13 protein-coding genes are annotated in these 16,685 nt (G+C 72.3%); 8 read left to right on the top strand and 5 right to left on the bottom strand.

The annotated features are described in order from the left end of the window. Positions 1 to 147: 147 nt before the first annotated feature. Together FKN01_RS29140 and FKN01_RS29135 are read right to left on the bottom strand one after the other, a co-directional pair. A complete protein-coding gene (locus FKN01_RS29140; protein ID WP_143625650.1) occupies positions 148 to 2,781 on the bottom strand; it encodes an ABC transporter permease/substrate binding protein in 2,634 nt (877 codons plus the stop codon). After that, a complete protein-coding gene (locus FKN01_RS29135; RefSeq protein WP_143625649.1) occupies positions 2,774 to 3,841 on the bottom strand; it encodes a glycine betaine/L-proline ABC transporter ATP-binding protein in 1,068 nt (355 codons plus the stop codon). The genes FKN01_RS29140 and FKN01_RS29135 overlap by 8 nt, the downstream gene beginning before the upstream one ends. A 320-nt stretch (positions 3,842 to 4,161) precedes the next feature. Here FKN01_RS29135 and FKN01_RS29130 point away from each other — a divergent pair, with 320 nt between their 5' ends. Together FKN01_RS29130 and FKN01_RS29125 are read left to right on the top strand one after the other, a co-directional pair. Then, complete coding sequence (locus FKN01_RS29130; RefSeq protein ID WP_143625655.1) at positions 4,162 to 5,070, top strand: 5'-3' exonuclease; 909 nt, start codon at positions 4,162 to 4,164, stop codon at positions 5,068 to 5,070. A gap of 79 nt (positions 5,071 to 5,149) precedes the next feature. Next, complete coding sequence (locus tag FKN01_RS29125; protein ID WP_143625648.1) at positions 5,150 to 5,992, top strand: siderophore-interacting protein; 843 nt, start codon at positions 5,150 to 5,152, stop codon at positions 5,990 to 5,992. 267 nt (positions 5,993 to 6,259) lie between these two features. Here the strand turns inward: FKN01_RS29125 and FKN01_RS29120 are convergent, their stop codons facing one another. Continuing rightward, positions 6,260 to 6,925, bottom strand: coding sequence for a MerR family transcriptional regulator (locus FKN01_RS29120; RefSeq protein ID WP_185993031.1), 666 nt, complete (start codon positions 6,923 to 6,925; stop codon positions 6,260 to 6,262). A 133-nt stretch (positions 6,926 to 7,058) separates the two neighbouring features. On the opposite strand from FKN01_RS29120, the gene FKN01_RS29115 reads away from it, so the two are divergent. The 6 genes from FKN01_RS29115 (at position 7,059) to FKN01_RS29090 (ending at position 12,810) form a co-directional block, all read left to right on the top strand. Beyond that, positions 7,059 to 8,042, top strand: coding sequence for a hypothetical protein (locus FKN01_RS29115; protein WP_260697059.1), 984 nt, complete (start codon positions 7,059 to 7,061; stop codon positions 8,040 to 8,042). A gap of 162 nt (positions 8,043 to 8,204) precedes the next feature. Further along, positions 8,205 to 8,789, top strand: coding sequence for a sigma-70 family RNA polymerase sigma factor (locus tag FKN01_RS29110; RefSeq protein ID WP_143625647.1), 585 nt, complete (start codon positions 8,205 to 8,207; stop codon positions 8,787 to 8,789). Then, positions 8,786 to 9,547 (top strand): anti-sigma factor domain-containing protein, encoded by a 762-nt coding sequence (locus FKN01_RS29105; protein WP_143625646.1) that lies wholly within the window; start codon positions 8,786 to 8,788, stop codon positions 9,545 to 9,547. Before FKN01_RS29110 ends, FKN01_RS29105 begins: the two co-directional genes overlap by 4 nt. Positions 9,548 to 9,883: 336 nt before the next feature. After that, positions 9,884 to 11,428 carry a molybdopterin-dependent oxidoreductase gene (locus FKN01_RS29100; RefSeq protein ID WP_143625652.1) on the top strand — a complete coding sequence of 515 codons (1,545 nt, stop codon included), beginning with the start codon at positions 9,884 to 9,886 and terminating at the stop codon, positions 11,426 to 11,428. 112 nt (positions 11,429 to 11,540) lie between these two features. Then, positions 11,541 to 12,188 (top strand): fasciclin domain-containing protein, encoded by a 648-nt coding sequence (locus FKN01_RS29095; RefSeq protein WP_143625645.1) that lies wholly within the window; start codon positions 11,541 to 11,543, stop codon positions 12,186 to 12,188. A gap of 175 nt (positions 12,189 to 12,363) precedes the next feature. After that, the gene (locus tag FKN01_RS29090; RefSeq protein ID WP_185993030.1) at positions 12,364 to 12,810 is read left to right on the top strand and encodes an SPW repeat protein; all 447 of its coding nucleotides are present in this window, start codon (positions 12,364 to 12,366) and stop codon (positions 12,808 to 12,810) included. Between the two features lie 75 nt (positions 12,811 to 12,885). Here FKN01_RS29090 and FKN01_RS29085 read toward each other — a convergent pair whose 3' ends face one another. Together FKN01_RS29085 and FKN01_RS29080 are read right to left on the bottom strand one after the other, a co-directional pair. Continuing rightward, a complete protein-coding gene (locus tag FKN01_RS29085; RefSeq protein WP_143625643.1) occupies positions 12,886 to 15,720 on the bottom strand; it encodes an RNA helicase in 2,835 nt (944 codons plus the stop codon). A 44-nt stretch (positions 15,721 to 15,764) separates the two neighbouring features. Beyond that, positions 15,765 to 16,682 (bottom strand): diacylglycerol kinase, encoded by a 918-nt coding sequence (locus FKN01_RS29080; protein ID WP_143625642.1) that lies wholly within the window; start codon positions 16,680 to 16,682, stop codon positions 15,765 to 15,767. Positions 16,683 to 16,685 lie beyond the last annotated feature (3 nt).

Genomic DNA, 16,685 nt, shown 5'->3' with positions numbered 1-16,685 from the left:
GTGGGGGTGGCCCGCCCGGCCCCCCCCCCCTCCCCCCTGGCGGGCCGTTATGGGCCCCCCCCGGCCCGGCCTGCGGGGGGGGGGGGCGGGGGGGGGGCCCCCCGCCCCTTCACGGGCTGCGGCCCTGGCGGGGGCCGGCGACGGCTCCTACTGGGGGGCCATCTTGTCCGCGATGCCCGGGTTCTTCTTCATCCAGGCCCTCACGGCTTCCTCTTCGTGCCCTGTACCGAGCTTCTGGATCTGGTTCTCCAGTCCGGCGAGCTGGTCCTCGGTCAGCTTGAAGTCCTTGAACCACTTCGTCAGCCGCGGGTAGTTCTCCGGGAACTCCTTGGAGGCGATGGTGTGCAGCCGGTCGCCCTCGCCGAACGCCTTCTTCGGGTCCTGGAGCTTGGTCATCCCGTACTCGCTGTACGCCCAGTGCGGGGTCCACAGCAGGACGGCGATGGGCTCCTTCTTGGCGTACGCGCGCTTCAGCTCGGCGAGCATGCCGGGCGTCGAGGAGTCGACCACCTTGTACTCGTCGTCCAGGCCGTAGGCCGGGAGCACGCTCTTCTTGAGGTTCTCCATGGTGGCGGTGCCGGGCTCGATGCCGATGATGCGGCCCTTGAACTCCGAGCTCTTGCCCTTGAGGTCGGCCAGGGACTTCACGTCCTTGACGTAGTCGGGCACCGCGACCTCGATGGAGGTCGGGCCGTACCAGGAGCCGATGTCCGTCAGCTTGGAGCCGTACTTGTCCCAGTAGTTCTTCTGGGTGAACGGCAGCCAGCCGTCGAACTGCACGTCGATCTGGCCGCGCGACATCGCGGTGTACATCGGGCCGACCTCGAACTGCTTGAGGTTGATCTTGTAGCCCCGGTCCTCCAGGACGGCCTTCCACAGGTAGGTGGCGGCGATGTCCTCCTCCCAGGGGAACCAGGCCATCTCGACCGGACGGTCGCGCTCGTCCTTGCCGTTCGCGCCCTTCGCCGGGGCGGACTTCTTGACCGGGGTCCACTTGTCGGCGACGTCCGGGTTGGCCTTCAGCCAGGTGCGGACGGCCTGCTGCTCCTTGCCGGAGCCGCTCTTCTGGATCTGGGCCTCAAGGCTGGTGAGCTGGTCCTCGCTCATCTTGAAGTCCTTGAGCCACTTGCCGACCTCGGGGTTGTCGGCGGTGAAGCCCTTGCGGGTCAGGGTGTGGATGCCGTCGCCCTTGCCCCAGAGGTTCTTGGGGTCCTTGAGCTTGGTCAGCTCGAACTGGTTGTACGCCCAGTGCGGCGACCACAGCGGGACGACGATCGGTTCCTTCTTGGCGTACGCGCGCTTCAGCTCGGCCAGCATGGACGGCGTGGAGCCGTCGACGACCTTGTACTCCTTGTCCAGGCCGTAGCCGGGCAGGATCTTGTCCTTCAGCAGGCCCATCTCACCGGCGCTCGGCTCGATGCCGACGATCCGGCCCTTGAAGTCGGACGCCTTGCCCTTGAGGTCGGTCAGGGACTTCACGTCCTTGACGTACGTGGGGACGGCCAGCTCCAGCGAGGTGGGGCCGTACCAGGAGCCCATGTCCTCCAGCCGGTCCTTGTACTTCTTCCAGTACGAGGCATGGGTGACCGGCAGCCAGGAGTCGGTCTCGAAGTCGATCTGGCCGCCCGCCATACCGGTGTACAGCGCGCCGGCCTCGTACTGCTTGACCTCGACCTCGAAGCCGCGGCGCTCCAGCAGCTCCTTCCACAGGTAGGTGGAGGCGATGCCCTCGTCCCAGGGGATGTAACCCATGCTGATCTTCTTGCCGGCACCGATCTTCGCCGTGTCCGAGGCCGCGGCGGCCTCGTCGTCGGAGGAACCGAAGACGCCCATGCCGCCGGCGACGAGCGCCAGGGCGACGACGCCCGCGACGGCGACGACGGGCTGCGGGCGGTGGTGCCAGATCTTCAGGCCGCCGGCCATCGACTGGGCCTTGGCGAGCGCGCGGCGGGCGAGCGGGGACACTTCGCGGCCCAGGGCGCTGGTCATCCGGTCCAGGTACATGGCCAGGATGACGATGGAGACACCGGCCTCGAAGCCCAGGCCGACGTCGACGTTGCCGATGGCCCGGTAGACGGAGCCGCCGAGGCCGCCGCCGCCGACCATGCCGGCGATGACCACCATGGACAGGCCGAGCATGATGACCTGGTTGATGCCCGCCATGATCGTGGGCAGGGCCAGCGGCAGCTGGACCCGGAGCAGGGTGTTGCGGGAGGTCGTGCCGAACGCCTCGGCCGCCTCGACCAGCTCGCCGTCGACCTGGCGGATGCCGAGTTCGGTCATCCGGACGCCCGGGGGCAGCGCGAAGATGATGGTGGCGATGATGCCGGGAACGACGCCGACGCCGAAGAAGATCACGCCGGGGATCAGGTAGACCATGGCGGGCATGGTCTGCATGAAGTCCAGGACCGGCCGGGTCACCGCGCTCACCGCCTTGGAGCGGGAGGCCCAGATGCCGAGCGGCACGGCGAGCACCAGCGTCACGATGGTCGCGACGAGCACCAGCGTGAGCGTGTCCATCGCCTCGTCCCACAGCTCGACCGAGTCGATGAGGGCGAAGCCGACGAACGCGAGGATTCCGGCGAGCAGGCCGCGCAGCCACCAGGCGATGACGGCGACGATGCCCGCGAAGAGCAGGGGCGCGGGAGCCGAGAGCACGGCGGCGATGCCGTCGAACATGCCGCTCACGACGGAGCTGATGAAGTCGAAGAGCCAGGAGAGGTGGGTCTGGAGCCAGTCGACCGCGGAGTCGACCCAGTCGCCGAGATGGAGCCTAAACACCGGCCACCTTCTTCGGGGTCGTCGCGGCGGCGTCCTGGGGAGCCCCGGCGGGGGTCATCGGCTCGCCGAGCACGGCGAGCAGCCGCTCGCGGGGCACGACGCCGAGGAGATCGCCCTTGCCGTCGGTCACGGCCACCGCGACCCGGCTCTGCGAGCAGGGCGTGAACAGCTCGATGATCGGCGTGGACTCGGTGACCTCGGCCGGGGTGGCCCGCAGCACGTCGTCGGTGTTCCGGATCTCCTTGCCCTGGTCGCAGAGCGTGCCGATGACGGTGTCCGGCTCGGCCATGATCGCGCCGGCGGTCAGCACCCGGGCACGGTCCACGTCCTGGGTGAAGGAGGCGACGTACTCGTTGGCCGGGGTGACGAGGATGTCCTCGGCGGTGCCGAGCTGGACTATCTCGCCGTCGCGCATCACGGCGATGCGGTCGCCGAGGCGCATGGCCTCGTTGAGGTCGTGGGTGATGAAGACGATGGTCTTCTTCAGCCGCTTCTGCAGCTCCAGGAGCTGGTCCTGCATGTCGCGGCGGATCAGCGGGTCGAGCGCGCTGAAGGACTCGTCCATCAGGAGCAGGTCGGCGTCGGTGGCGAGCGCGCGGGCGAGGCCCACGCGCTGCTGCATGCCGCCGGACAGCTCGTCGGGCCAGGACTTCTCCCAGCCGGCCAGGCCGGTCAGCTCCAGCGCCTCGGTGGCGCGGCGGTTCCGCTCGGCGCGCGGGACGCCCTGCACCTCCAGGCCGTACGCGGCGTTCTCCAGGACGCTCCGGTGGGGGAAGAGCGCGAAGTGCTGGAACACCATGCTGATCTTGGTGGAACGGACGTGGCGGAGCTCGGCGGGGCTCAGGGCGGTCAGGTCCTGGCCGTCGAAGAGCACCTGGCCGGAGGTGGGCTCCAGCAGGCCGTTGAGCATGCGCAGCAGCGTGGACTTGCCCGAGCCGGACAGACCCATCACGACGAAGATCTGGCCCGGTTCGACGGTGAACGACGCGTCGATCACCGCCGCGGTGGTTCCGTCGGCGCGCAGGGCGTCGCGGCCGGTGCCGCTCCGCAGCTTCTGCACGGCTTGATCGGGTCGTCTGCCGAACACTTTGTACAAGTGCTCGGCCTGCAGCCTGGACACATACACCTCACGCGTTGAACCGAGAACGGTCTGCCACCCCCGCCGGCAGACCGTGGAGCGGCACGGATTCCGTCCGCATGGCACGTGCATTAGTTGAAAATGCGACGTGGTCCGCTCCGATGGCGCGCCTGCCCCGGCTTACTCGGAGCAAACACATCAGTGGCCTGGATCACATAAATCGCCCTGGCTTTCCGGGAACCGCGTCCGCGACGGCCGCTGTCGGTGCCGTGCGGCATCATCGGCGTGTGACGCGACGCCTGATGCTCCTCGACACCGCTTCCCTCTACTTCCGCGCCTACTTCGGCGTGCCCGACTCGGTGCGCGCGCCGGACGGCACCCCGGTCAACGCCGTGCGCGGACTGCTGGACTTCATCGGCCGCCTCGTGCAGGACCACCGGCCGGACGACCTCGTCGCCTGCTGGGACGCGGACTGGCGCCCGCAGTGGCGGGTCGACCTCATCCCCACGTACAAGGCGCACCGGGTGGCGGCCGAGACCGGGGCGGGCGTGCCCGACGAGGAGGAGACCCCGGACACGCTGGCCCCGCAGGTGCCGGTCATCGCGGACGTGCTGGACGCGCTGGGCATCGCCCGGGTCGGCGCCGAGGGGTACGAGGCGGACGACGTCATCGGCACGCTGACCGGGCGGGCGGCCGGCCCGGTGGACATCGTCACCGGCGACCGGGACCTGTACCAGCTGGTGGACGACGCCCGCGGGGTGCGGGTGCTCTACCCGCTGAAGGGGGTCGGCACGCTCCAGGTGACGGACGAGGCGTGGCTGCGCGAGAAGTACGGGGTGGACGGCCGGGGGTACGCGGACCTGGCGCTGCTGCGCGGTGACCCGAGCGACGGGCTGCCGGGGGTGCCCGGGATCGGCGAGAAGACGGCGGCGAAGCTGCTCGACGCCTTCGGTGACCTGGCCGGGATCATGGCGGCGGTGGACGATCCGGCGGCGAAGCTGACGCCCTCGCAGCGGAAGCGGCTCGACGAGGCCCGCGCCTATGTGGCCGTCGCGCCGAAGGTCGTGCGGGTCGCCGCCGACGTACCGCTGCCGGACTTCGACCCGGCGCTGCCCGCCGCGCCCCGCGATCCGGCCGCGCTCGACGCGCTCGCGACCCGGTGGGGGCTGGGCGGAGCCCTCCAGCGCCTCCACTCCGCACTGCGGCCCTGAGGTGTTAAGTTAGGTGACCCTAAGGCCGATCTCGGCGTCGGTCGACGGTCTCCAATTCCGGCAGCAGGGAGCAGATCTCGTGGCAGAACGACCGGAGCGGCGGGCACCGAAGGCTCAGGGTGCGCAGGTCCTGCGCACCGAGCAGATCACCCCGCACATGATCCGGGTGGTGCTCGGCGGCGACGGTCTCGCCGAGTTCGCGCTCGCGGGCTTCACCGACCATTACGTCAAGCTGTGCTTCGCCCCCGAGGGCGCGGACTACGCCCACCCCTTCGACGTGGCCCGCATCCGCGAGGAGTACCCCCGGGAGCTGTGGCCCACCACCCGTACCTACACGGTGCGTTCCTGGGACCCGGCCGCCCGGGAGCTGGCGATCGACTTCGTGGTGCACGGCGACGAGGGCCTCGCCGGCCCCTGGGCGGCGGGCGCGCAGCCGGGCGACCAGGTGACGTTCCTGGGCCCCGGTGGCGGTTACGCCCCCGACGCCTCGGCGGACTGGCACCTGCTGGCGGGCGACGAGAGCGCGCTGCCGGCCGTCGCCGCCGCGCTGGAGCAGATGCCGGCGGGTGCGGTGGTGCACGCGTTCGTCGAGGTGGCGGACGCGGCCGAGGAGCAGAAGATCGCCACGCCGGACGGGGTGGCCGTCACCTGGCTGCACCGGGCCGGCCGCCCGGTGGGCGAGGCGCTCACCGAGGCGGTGAGGGAGCTGGAGTTCCCGCCCGGCCGGGTGCAGGCGTTCGTGCACGGCGAGGCGGGCTTCGTCAAGGAGATCCGCCGCCACCTGCGCCTTGAGCGCGGGGTACCGGCCTCCCAGCTGTCGATCTCCGGCTACTGGCGCCTGGGCCACGACGACGAGGCGTGGCGCTCCGTCAAGCGCCAGTGGAACGAGCAGGTGGAGCGCGAGCAGGAGAGCGCGGCCTGACCTCTCGTACGCTCCCCTGTGCCCCGGTCCGGCGGACCGGGGCACAGCGGTCCCGGGCCCCGGCCCCCGGCGGCTCCCCCGGCCACCGCCGGTGACACGGACCGGGCCGGCGGCCATCCCTCCGACGCGACGCCGCCCGGAGAAGGCACGTACGGAGAAGCCCCGGACCGAGAAGTCCCGTACGGAGAAGGCACGTATGGAGAAGCCCCGGACCGAGAAGCCCCCTGCCGAGGCGTCTCACCCGGCACGGCCCCGCCCGGAGCGACCTCAGTCCGGGTCGGCCTCCCCCGGCGCGCCCTCCCCCGGCGGCCGGCCGTCCTCGTACGTGCGCGCCGACGCCTCCGCGTGCGCGAGCCTCCGCAGCGCGCCGAACATCGCCTCGCCCAGGACCGTGCCGACGACCACGCTCTCCACCAGGTCCTCCCGCGCCACCCTGTTCCTGACGTAGGCGAGGTCCACCCGCGCGATCTGCTCGGCGGCGTCCGCGTACGCGTCGAGCAGGTCGATGAAGGCGCCGTGCCCGGCGCGGCGCAGCGCGACCAGCACCTCGGCGAGGGACTCCGCGCCCGCGCTGCCGGGCCCGGCGCGCCAACCCCTGCGCTCCAGCAGCTCCGCCACCTCTTCGCGGGCCCCGGCCAGCTCGGGCCCCGGCTCGTCGGCTGACGACGCGTCGAGCCGGGCGGCGGCCACCCCGAGGACCTTGTGGACCGGCTGGGCGGGGTCGTCCACGACCCGCAGTATTTCCCCGATGGCCGACAGCGGGAGCTTGCCGACGTCGAGCAGGGCGCGGATCAGCCGCAGCCTGCGCTCGTGTCCCTCGTCGTAACTCGCCTGGTTGGGGCTCGTCAGCCGGCCGGCGGGCAGCAGTCCCTCCCGTACGTAGAACTTGATCGTCGGTACCGGCACCCCGGACCTGCGGCTCAACTCGCCCATACGCACCGTGCGTTCGCTCCCTTCGCTTGCCAACTCGACTTCCATCATAGATAGTTCGCCTACGGGTAGTAGTAAGCACCACTATCCACTATCCATACATCCATGACCGATCGAGTCTCCAGGGGGGATACTCATGCCTCAATGGCGTACCTGGCACCGCCCGTTAGTCCTCTTCGCCGCCGCGATGGCCGTGATGACCGTGGTCTCGGGGGTCGGTCTGCTGACCGACGACCGGGTCCTGGCGGGCGCGGCGATCTGGGCCAAGCCCTTCAAGTTCTCGGTGTCGTTCGTCGCGTACGCGCTCTCGCTGGCCTGGATGCTGACACTGGCCGACCGGGGCCGGCGCGTCGGCCGATGGGCCGGGACGGTCGTCGCCCTCGCCAGTCTGGGCGAGATGGTGATCATCACCGGGCAGGTGATCCGGGGGAAGCGGAGCCACTTCAACGTCGCCACACCGTTCGACAACGCGCTGTTCCAGGTGATGGGCGCCACCGTGGTCGTGCTGTGGGCGGGCACGCTGGTCATCGGCGTCCTGCTGCTGCGCACCCGGATCGCGGACCGCGCCTCGGCCCTGGCGATCCGCGCCGGCGTCTTCCTGGCGCTCGCGGGGGCGGGTGTCGGCTTCCTGATGACCCGGCCGACCGCCGAGCAGCGCGCGGCCGACCGGCGGGGCACGGCCGATGTGCTCGGCGCCCACGCGGTCGGCGTCCCGGACGGCGGCCCCTCGATGCCGTTCACCGGGTGGTCCACGACCGGCGGCGACCTGCGCGTTCCGCATTTCGTGGGGATGCACGCGCTCCAGATCCTCCCGCTGTTCCTGCTCGCCCTCGTGGCGCTGGCCCCCCGGTTCCGCCGGCTGCGGGACGCGCGGGTGCGACTGCGGCTGACGCGGGTCGCCTGCGGTGCGTACGCGGGACTCGTCGCCCTGGTGCTGTGGCAGGCGTTGCGGGGGCAGCCGCTGATCCACCCGGACGGGGTGACCCTCGCCTGTGCCGCGCTCCTGGCCGCGGCGACGGCGGCGGGCGCGTACGCCGCACTGCGCCCGGCCGGGGAACGGGCTTGCGGACCGTCGGGCGGGGCGGACAGGGCGACCGATCCGGTGCCGTCCGGGCGGTGAGCCGTCGGCGTTGCCCGACCGCTGCCCCCTGACGGGGCCAGGGGGCAGCGGTCGGCGTGCCGTGCTCGAAGACGTGGAAGGATCTCCGGCTTCCGGCCAATCCGCCCGGGCACCGGCTCCGAATCACTCCCGGAGAGCGATGACCATCGAAGGGAACCCCGCGTGAAGGAAGCCGTGTACATCAGCGGAACGGCCTCGGCGGGGCCCGATCTCCAGGAGCTGATGGGCCAGGTCGCCCGGGGCGACCAGGAAGCGTTCGCCCAGGTCTACGACGCGGTCAGCGGACCGGTGCTCGGGCTCGTGCGCGGGGTGCTGCGCGATCCCGCCCAGTCGGAGGAGGTCGCCCAGGAGGTCCTGGTGGAGGTGTGGCGCACCGCGTCCCGTTTCCAGGCCGCCCGGGGCAGCGCCATGAACTGGGTGCTGACCCTGGCCCACCGCCGCGCCGTGGACCGGGTGCGCTCGGCGCAGGCGTCGGCCGCCCGCGAGCACAAGGCCGCCCTGCTCGACCGCACGCCCGCCTTCGACGAGGTCACCGAACAGGTGGAGGCCCGGCTGGAACGCGAGCAGGTGCGCCGCTGCATGCGGACGCTGTCCGAGCTCCAGCGGGAGTCCGTCACCCTGGCGTACTACCGGGGGCTCACCTATCGCGAGGTGGCCGAACTCCTCGCGGTGCCGCTCGGCACGATCAAGACTCGACTGCGCGACGGGCTGATCCGGATGCGCGACTGCCTCGGGGTGGCCTCATGACCGACGCCGGACTGCACACACTGACGGGCGCCTACGCTCTGCACGCCCTGCCGGACAGCGAACGCCGGGACTTCGAACGGCACCTGGGCGACTGCGAGGCCTGCTCGACCGAGGTCCGCGAGCTCTCCGAGACCGCGACCCGCCTCGGCCTCGCCGTCGCCGCGCCGGCCCCCCGGGAGCTGCGGGAGCGGGTGCTCCGGGAGATCACGACCGTACGCCAGGAGCCGCCGGCCCTCCCCCGTCGCGAGCGCTCACCGGACCGGCGAGGCGGCGCGGCCCGGTGGTCCCGGTTCGCCCTGGCCGCGTGCCTTGCCGCGGCGGCGGGCTTCGGCGGGATCGCCGTGTGGCAGCACCAGGAGGCGCGCGAGGCCCAGCGGCAGGCCGACGCGGCCCGGCTGCGCGCCGAGCAGGTGGCCCGGGTCCTCGCGGCGCCCGACGCGAAGACCGCGTCCGGCGCGCTGAAGGGCGGGGCGCAGGGCACGGTGGTGGTCTCCCGCGGTCAGGACCGGGCGGTGTTCCTGGCCTCCGGGCTGGCCGAGGCGCCCAGCGGCAAGGTGTACCAGCTGTGGTTCGACGACGGCGGAACGATGCGCCCGGCGGGCCTGATGCGCGCCACGGGCCCGTCCTCGACCACGTACACGACGCTGCTGGACGGCCCGGTCGGCGGGGCCACGGGCATGGGCGTCACCGTGGAACCGGCAGGCGGTTCCGAGCGGCCGACGTCCGCCCCGGTGGCGCTCATGAAGCTGCCGGCCTGAACGGCCCACGCGAACGGCCGGGGCCTTCCGGGCCGCCACCCGCTCAGCCCGAACGCGGCGGGCGCGGTGCGGTGCGCGCGGCACACGCGAGTGCGCGGCGCACGTGGACACCCGGCACACGCGAGTGCGCGGCACACGTGGACACGCAGCACACGCGAACGCGCGGCGATGGTGTACGCGCAGCACACACGAACGCGCGGCGCATCGGCCGGAACAGGCCTTCATCCGATCGGGTGAGCGACCAATCCGCCGGGCCGCGGGCTCCGAATCCCGGTCGTGAGTGAAGACCAGAACGATCCGGAAACCGGGGCCGCCGAGCCCCGGCGGTCCCGCGCGCTGCGGGCGGCCAGTGCCGCGCTCAGCGGTGTGATCGCCGGGTTCAGCGCCCTGGCCGTCGCCGAGCCGGCGGCGGCGATCGTGCGCCCCGAGGCGGGTCCGGTCACGGCGGTGGGCGGCGCGGTGATCGACCGCACTCCCCCGGCGCTGAAGGACTTCGCCGTACGGAACTTCGGGACCGACGACAAGCTGGTCCTGGAGCTCGGCATCCTCGCGGTGCTGGCACTGTTCGCCGCGGCGGTCGGGCTGCTGGCGCTCCGCCACCGGCCCGCCGGGGCGGCGGCCGTGCTGGTCTTCGGCGCGGTCGGGGCGACGGCGGCGGTCGGGCGGCCGGAGGGCCGGGTCCCGGACGCCCTGCCGTCGGTGGTGGGCGCGCTGGTGGGTGCGGGGGTGCTGTATCTGCTGTCCGGGCGGCTGGCCCCGGCCCGGCCGTCCGGACAGCGGGCGGCCGGGGGCTTCGACCGGCGCGGGTTCGTCGTCGCGGCCGGCGTCGCGGTGGCGGCCTCCGCCGGGGCGGGGCTGCTGGGGCGGCGGCTCGATTCCGCCGTGCGGGCCGGAGCGCGGGCGTCCCGGCGGGAGGTGAGGCTTCCCCTGCCCGCCTCGCCCGCCCCCGCGGTGCCGGCCGGCGCGGAACTGGAGATCCCGGGGCTGAGCCCCCTCGTCACGCCCGGCAAGGACTTCTACCGCGTCGACACGGCCCTGGTCGTGCCGAGGGTGGACGCCGGGGCGTGGCGGCTGCGCATCCACGGCGAGGGCGTGACCCGCCCGGTGACGCTCACCCTCCAGGACCTGCTGGACCGGGAATCCGTCGAACGCGACATCACGCTGACCTGCGTCTCGAACGAGGTCGGCGGACCGTACGTCGGCAACGCCCGGTGGCTCGGCGTTCATCTCGCCGATCTGCTGCGCGAGGCGGGGGTGCGGCCCCCGTCCGAGGGCGGTCCGGCCGACCAGCTCGTGGCGCGTTCGGTGGACGGCATGACGATCGGCACCCCGGTCGAGGACGTCATGGACGGCCGCGACGCGTTGCTCGCCTTCGGCATGAACGGGGAGCCGCTGCCCTTCGAGCACGGCTTCCCGGTCCGGATGGTCGTCCCCGGCCTGTACGGATACGTGTCGGCCTGCAAGTGGATCAAGGACATCGAGCTGACCACCTTCGACGCGTACGACGCGTACTGGGTGCAGCGGACCTGGTCCCGCCGGGCGCCCGTCAAGACCCAGGCCCGCATCGACACCCCGCGCCCCTTCGCGTCCCCGAAGGCGGGCACGGTGCCGGTCGCCGGGGTCGCCTGGGCCCAGCGGCGGGGCATCAGCCGGGTCGAGGTCCGGGTGGACGGCGGCCCGTGGCACCCGGCGCGGCTCGCGGCGCCGGCGGGCCGGGACGTCTGGCGCCAGTGGGTGTGGGAGTGGCCAGCCACCCCGGGCAGCCACACCCTGGAGGTCCGCGCCACCGACGGGACCGGCGCGACGCAGACCTCCCGCCGCACCGGCACCGTGCCGGACGGCGCCACCGGCCGGCACTCGGTGGTGGTCGACGTGTCCTGAGCACGCGGCCGTGCCGCCGCCTCCCCCGACTCGCGCACCGTCCGTCCGGGCCGCGCGCACCCCAGGCCAATTACCGTACGCATTCAATCGATTACCCATACAGGAGAACACCGTGAAGCTCATCCACGCCCGCCGCGCCGCCGTCGCGCTGTCCGCCGCGCTCGTCCTTCCGCTGGCCCTGACGGCCTGTTCCGACGACTCCGAGGACAGCGCGTCCGGGGCGGGCGCCAGTTCCGCGAAGGCCCCCGCCCAGCCGTCGGCCGAGAAGTCCATGGACCCGGACGAGCCCTTCGGCCCGGCCTGCGCCTCGGTCCCGAAGAGCGGCGCGGGCTCCTTCACCGGCATGGCGAAGGACCCCGTCGCCACGGCGGCATCGAACAACCCGGCCCTGTCCACCCTGGTCACCGCGGTCAAGAAGGCCGGACTGGTCGACACGCTCAACAACGCCCGGAACATCACCGTGTTCGCCCCGACCAACGACGCATTCGCCAAGATCCCGAAGGCCGACCTCGACAAGCTCCTCGCCGACAAGGACGCGCTCACCAAGGTCCTCACCTACCACGTGGTGGGTCAGAAGCTGACGCCGAAGCAGCTGGAGAAGGGCTCCTTCGAGTCCCTGGAGAAGGAGGAGCTGACGACCTCGGGATCGGACACGACGTACACCGTGAACGACTCGTCGAAGGTCGTCTGCGGCAACGTCCCCACGGCCAACGCCACGGTCTACATCGTCGACACGGTCCTGATGCCGCCCGCCGCGTGACCGCCTTCCTCGCGGCGGGCCCCCGGGCCCGCCGCGAGGGGCGGTGCGAATCCCGCGGAGATGAAGGCCCCTCGAACCTGCGCATAAGCGGCAGATAAGAGCAGAATGGTCAGTGCGGGCCACTTCCCGCGCGTGGCGGTGACCGGGTCCGCATGATCCGAAGGGGACGAAATCGATGTCAAACGTCTCGCACGTCGGCCACGACATGGCCGGACACCCCGATGTATCGGAAATGAGTGACCGTTACGCACGCGTCATGGGCGGTCGCGACGTGGCGCTGGTGGACGCGCCGGTCTTCCTGGTCGGCCTCTACTGCGCCGTCTCTCCCTGGGTGCTGCACTTCACCACGTCGCAGTCCGCCCTGGTGACGCACAACCTGGTCATGGGCATCGCGATCGCCGTGCTGGGCCTCGGGTTCACCGCGATGCCGCAGCGGATGTACGGCCTGAGCTGGGCGATCTGCGCCATGGGTGCCTGGATGGTCATCTCGCCCTGGGTGGTGGGCAGCAGCCCGGACACCGGCGTCATCCTCAACAACGTCATCATCGGCGGACTGACCGCCCTGCTCGGACTGGTCTGCGCGGGCGCGTCGATGAAAATGAGCCGAGGCCGCCGGTCCTAGAGACCGGGGTGGCCGGTCCTGGAAAGGAGCCGCCGAGAAGCCGACCGGGCCGAGCCCGGCCGGCTTCTGCGTGTCTCAGCCCAGGGAGCTGTACGCCACGACGCCCCGCAGCACCTCGTCGACCGCCTTGCGGGCGCTCCGGGCCACCGAGCTGTTCTCGCGCGGCGCGGCGGCGGCCACCTGGCCCAGCACGTCGATGACCTGCTTGCACCAGCGCACGAAGTCGCCCGCCGGCATGTCCGCCTCGCGCAGCACCTCGTCCAGCGAGCGGCCGGACGCCCACATGTAGACCGCCCAGGCGAAGCCGAGGTCGGGCTCGCGCTGGCCGACCCCCTCCGCCTGGTTGATCTTGAAGTCCTCCTCGAGGGCGTCGAGCCGCCCCCAGATGCGGACCATCTCGCCCAGCGCGGTCCTCGCGGGCCCCGACGGCAGCTTCGGCGCCACCGCGTCGTCGGTCTGCCGGGCCTCGTACACCAGGGCGGAGACGCACGCCGCGAGCTCCGCCGCGTTCAGCCCCTCCCAGACGCCGGCGCGCAGGCACTCGCTCGCCAGCAGGTCGAGCTCGCCGTAGAGCCGGGCGAGGCGCCGACCGTGCTCCGTGACCTCGCTGCCGCGCAGGTAGTCCAGCTCGGTGAGCAGGGCCACGATCCGGTCGAAGGTCCGGGCGATGGTGTTGGTGCGCCCCTCGATGCGGCGCTCCAGCTGCCGGGTGTCGCGCTGGAGCCGGTAGTAGCGCTCGGCCCAGCGGGCGTGGTCCTCGCGTTCGTCGCACCCGTGGCAGGGGTGGGCGCGCAGCTCGGCCCGCAGGCGCGCGATCTCGCGGTCGTCGGCGGCGGGGGCGCGCCCCCTGCGGTGCCGGTCCGGGACGATGTGCCCGGCCTTGGTCCGCAGCGCGGAGGCCAGGTCCCGGCGCGACTGCGGCGAGCGCGGGTTGAACGACTTCGGCACCCGCATCCGCTCCACGGCCTCCACGGGCACCGGGAAGTCGATCGAGGCGAGCCGCTTCACCTGCCGCTCGGCGGTGAGCACCAGCGGGCGGGGCCCGTCGTGGTACTCCATGCCGCGGTGCCCGTGGCCGTTGGTGCGACCGGCCGGGAGACCGGGGTCGAGGACGAGCGCGAGGCCGGCGAACTTGCCGGTCGGGACGTGGATGACGTCGCCGGGCTTCAGCTTCTCCAGGGACGCGGCGGCGGCGGCCCGCCGCTGGGAGGCGCCCTGCTTGGCCAGCTCCGTCTCCCGGTCCTTGAGGTCGCGGCGCAGCCGCGCGTACTCCTCGAAGTCGCCGAGATGGCAGGTCATGCCCTCGCGGTAGCCCTCCAGGCCCTCTTCGTTGCGCTGGACCTGGCGGGAGATCCCGACGACCGAGCGGTCCGCCTGGAACTGCGCGAAGGAGGTCTCCAGCAGTTCGCGCGAGCGGTGCCGTCCGAACTGCTGCACAAGATTCACGGCCATGTTGTACGAAGGCCGGAAGCTGGAGCGCAGGGGATACGTGCGCGTGCCGGCGAGTCCGGCGAGCGCGCCCGGGTCCATGCCGCGCTGCCAGAGCACCACGGCGTGGCCCTCGACGTCGATCCCGCGCCGGCCGGCCCGCCCGGTGAGCTGGGTGTACTCGCCGGGGGTGATGTCGGCGTGCTGCTCGCCGTTCCACTTGACGAGCTTCTCCAGGACCACCGAGCGGGCGGGCATGTTGATGCCGAGCGCGAGCGTCTCCGTCGCGAAGACGGCCTTGACGAGGCCCCGGACGAACAGCTCCTCGACGATCTCCTTGAACCGCGGGAGCATCCCGGCGTGGTGCGCGGCGATGCCCCGCTCCAGGCCCTCCAGCCATTCGTAGTACCCCAGGACGTGCAGGTCCTCGGGCGGGATGGACGCCGTCCGCTCCTCCACGATCTCCCGCACCAGCCGGCGGCTGTCGTCGTCGTTGAGCCGGAGCCCGGCGTGCAGGCACTGCTGGACGGCGGCCTCGCAGGCGGCCCGGCTGAAGATGAACGTGATCGCGGGGAGCAGCCCCTCGGCGTCCAGCCGGTCGATGACCTCGGGCCGCGAGGGCGTCCAGATCCGGCTGCGCTGGCGCCGCTCGCGCTCGCGGTCCGCCTCGCGGACCATCTTGCCGCGGCGGCGGTCGCGGGGGTTGTACCCGCGCTGGTTCTCCATGCGGGCGAGGCGGACGAGGTCGGGATTGACCTCGCGGCGGCCGACGCCACGGCCGCCGTGGTCGGTCTCCTCCTCGAAGAGGTCGTACATCCGGCGCCCGGCCAGCACGTGCTGCCAGAGCGGGACGGGCCGCTGCTCGGAGACGATGACCTCGGTGTCGCCGCGCACGGTGTCCAGCCAGTCGCCGAACTCCTCCGCGTTGGACACGGTCGCCGACAGGGAGACCAGGGTCACCGACTCGGGGAGGTGGATGATCACCTCTTCCCAGACGGCGCCCCGGAAGCGGTCGGAGAGGTAGTGCACCTCGTCCATGACCACGTAGCCGAGGCCGTTGAGCGCCTGGGAGCCCGCGTACAGCATGTTCCGCAGGACCTCGGTGGTCATGACGACGACCGGGGCGTCCGCGTTGACGCTGTTGTCACCGGTGAGCAGGCCGACCTTGTCGGAGCCGTAGCGCCGCACCAGGTCGGCGAACTTCTGGTTGGACAGGGCCTTGATCGGCGTGGTGTAGAAGCATTTGCGGCCCTGCTCCAGGGCGAGGTGCACGGCGAATTCGCCGACGATCGTCTTGCCCGAGCCGGTGGGGGCGGCGACGAGCACGCCCTTCCCGGCCTCCAGCGCCTTGCACGCCTCGATCTGATACGGGTCGAGATCGAAGTCGTACATCTCGCGGAACGGCCCGAGAGCGGTCGCCTGCTCGGCCGCCCGGAGCCGGGAAGCCTGGTAGCGCTCAGCTGGTGAGAGGTCCTCTGTCATCTTGTCGTCGAGCCTACCCGCCGCCTCTGACAGTGACGCGATCTTTAATCGCCCATGACAGAGGCCGGGGCCGCGCCCAGCATCCGTACCGCCCTCGGCACGCAGGCGGCGGTCACCGGGAGCGCGCCGAGCGGTTCGCCGTCCGCGTAGGCCGTGACGCCGACGGCTTCGAGCGTGACCGAGGAGGCCCGGTGCACGGTGACGACGGGGTGGCTGAGGTGCGTCCCCTTGTAGACCCGGGGAAAGACCTTGAGCAGGGTCGTACGGCTGCACTCGCCGACCACCGTGACGTCGAAGAGGCCGTCGCCCATGTCCGCGTCCGCGCAGATGCGCATGCCGCCGCCGTACGAGGTGCCGTTGCCGACCGCGACGAGCGTCGCCCGGATCTCGCGCGCGGGCCCGCCGTCGAGCGTCATGCGGTACGTGACCGGCTTGAAGGCGGCCAGCTCGGCGAGGATCGCCAGGTCGTACTTGAACCGGCCGCCCACCCGGCGCATCCGGTTGCCCCGGTCGTTGACCCGGGAGTCGAACCCGGAGGCGAGCACGGAGCCGAACCAGCGCTCCCCGATCCGGCCGAGGTCGATCTCGCGCGCGGGCGCCCGGCCCTTGAGCGCGTCGGCGGCGAGCCGGCCGGCCGCCTCCGGGTCGCGTATCGGCAGGCCCAGGGCGCGCGCGAAGTCGTTGCCGGTCCCCACCGCCACCACGCCGAGCGGGGTGAGCGTCCCGGCGACCGCCTGGAGTGCGAGGGAGACGAGCCCGTCCCCGCCGACGGCTATGAGCGCGCCGGTCCCCTCGGCGACCGCGTCCCGCGCCCGGCGCAGCGCGTCACCGGCGTCCTCACCGAGGATCGTGCGCACGGAGAAGCCGGCCTCCCGCAACGCGGAAGCGGCCGGCTGCGCGGCTCGCGCGCCCCGGCCGCTTCCCGCGGTGGGATTGACGAAGAGGGTGATCTCGCTGGTCACCCG

The sequence above is a fragment of the Streptomyces sp. 130 genome, from assembly GCF_007096885.1.
Taxonomy (GTDB): Bacteria; Actinomycetota; Actinomycetes; order Streptomycetales; family Streptomycetaceae; genus Streptomyces.
The sequence above is the reverse complement of the archived record's forward strand: the minus strand, read 5'-3'. Positions and strand labels throughout refer to the sequence as shown.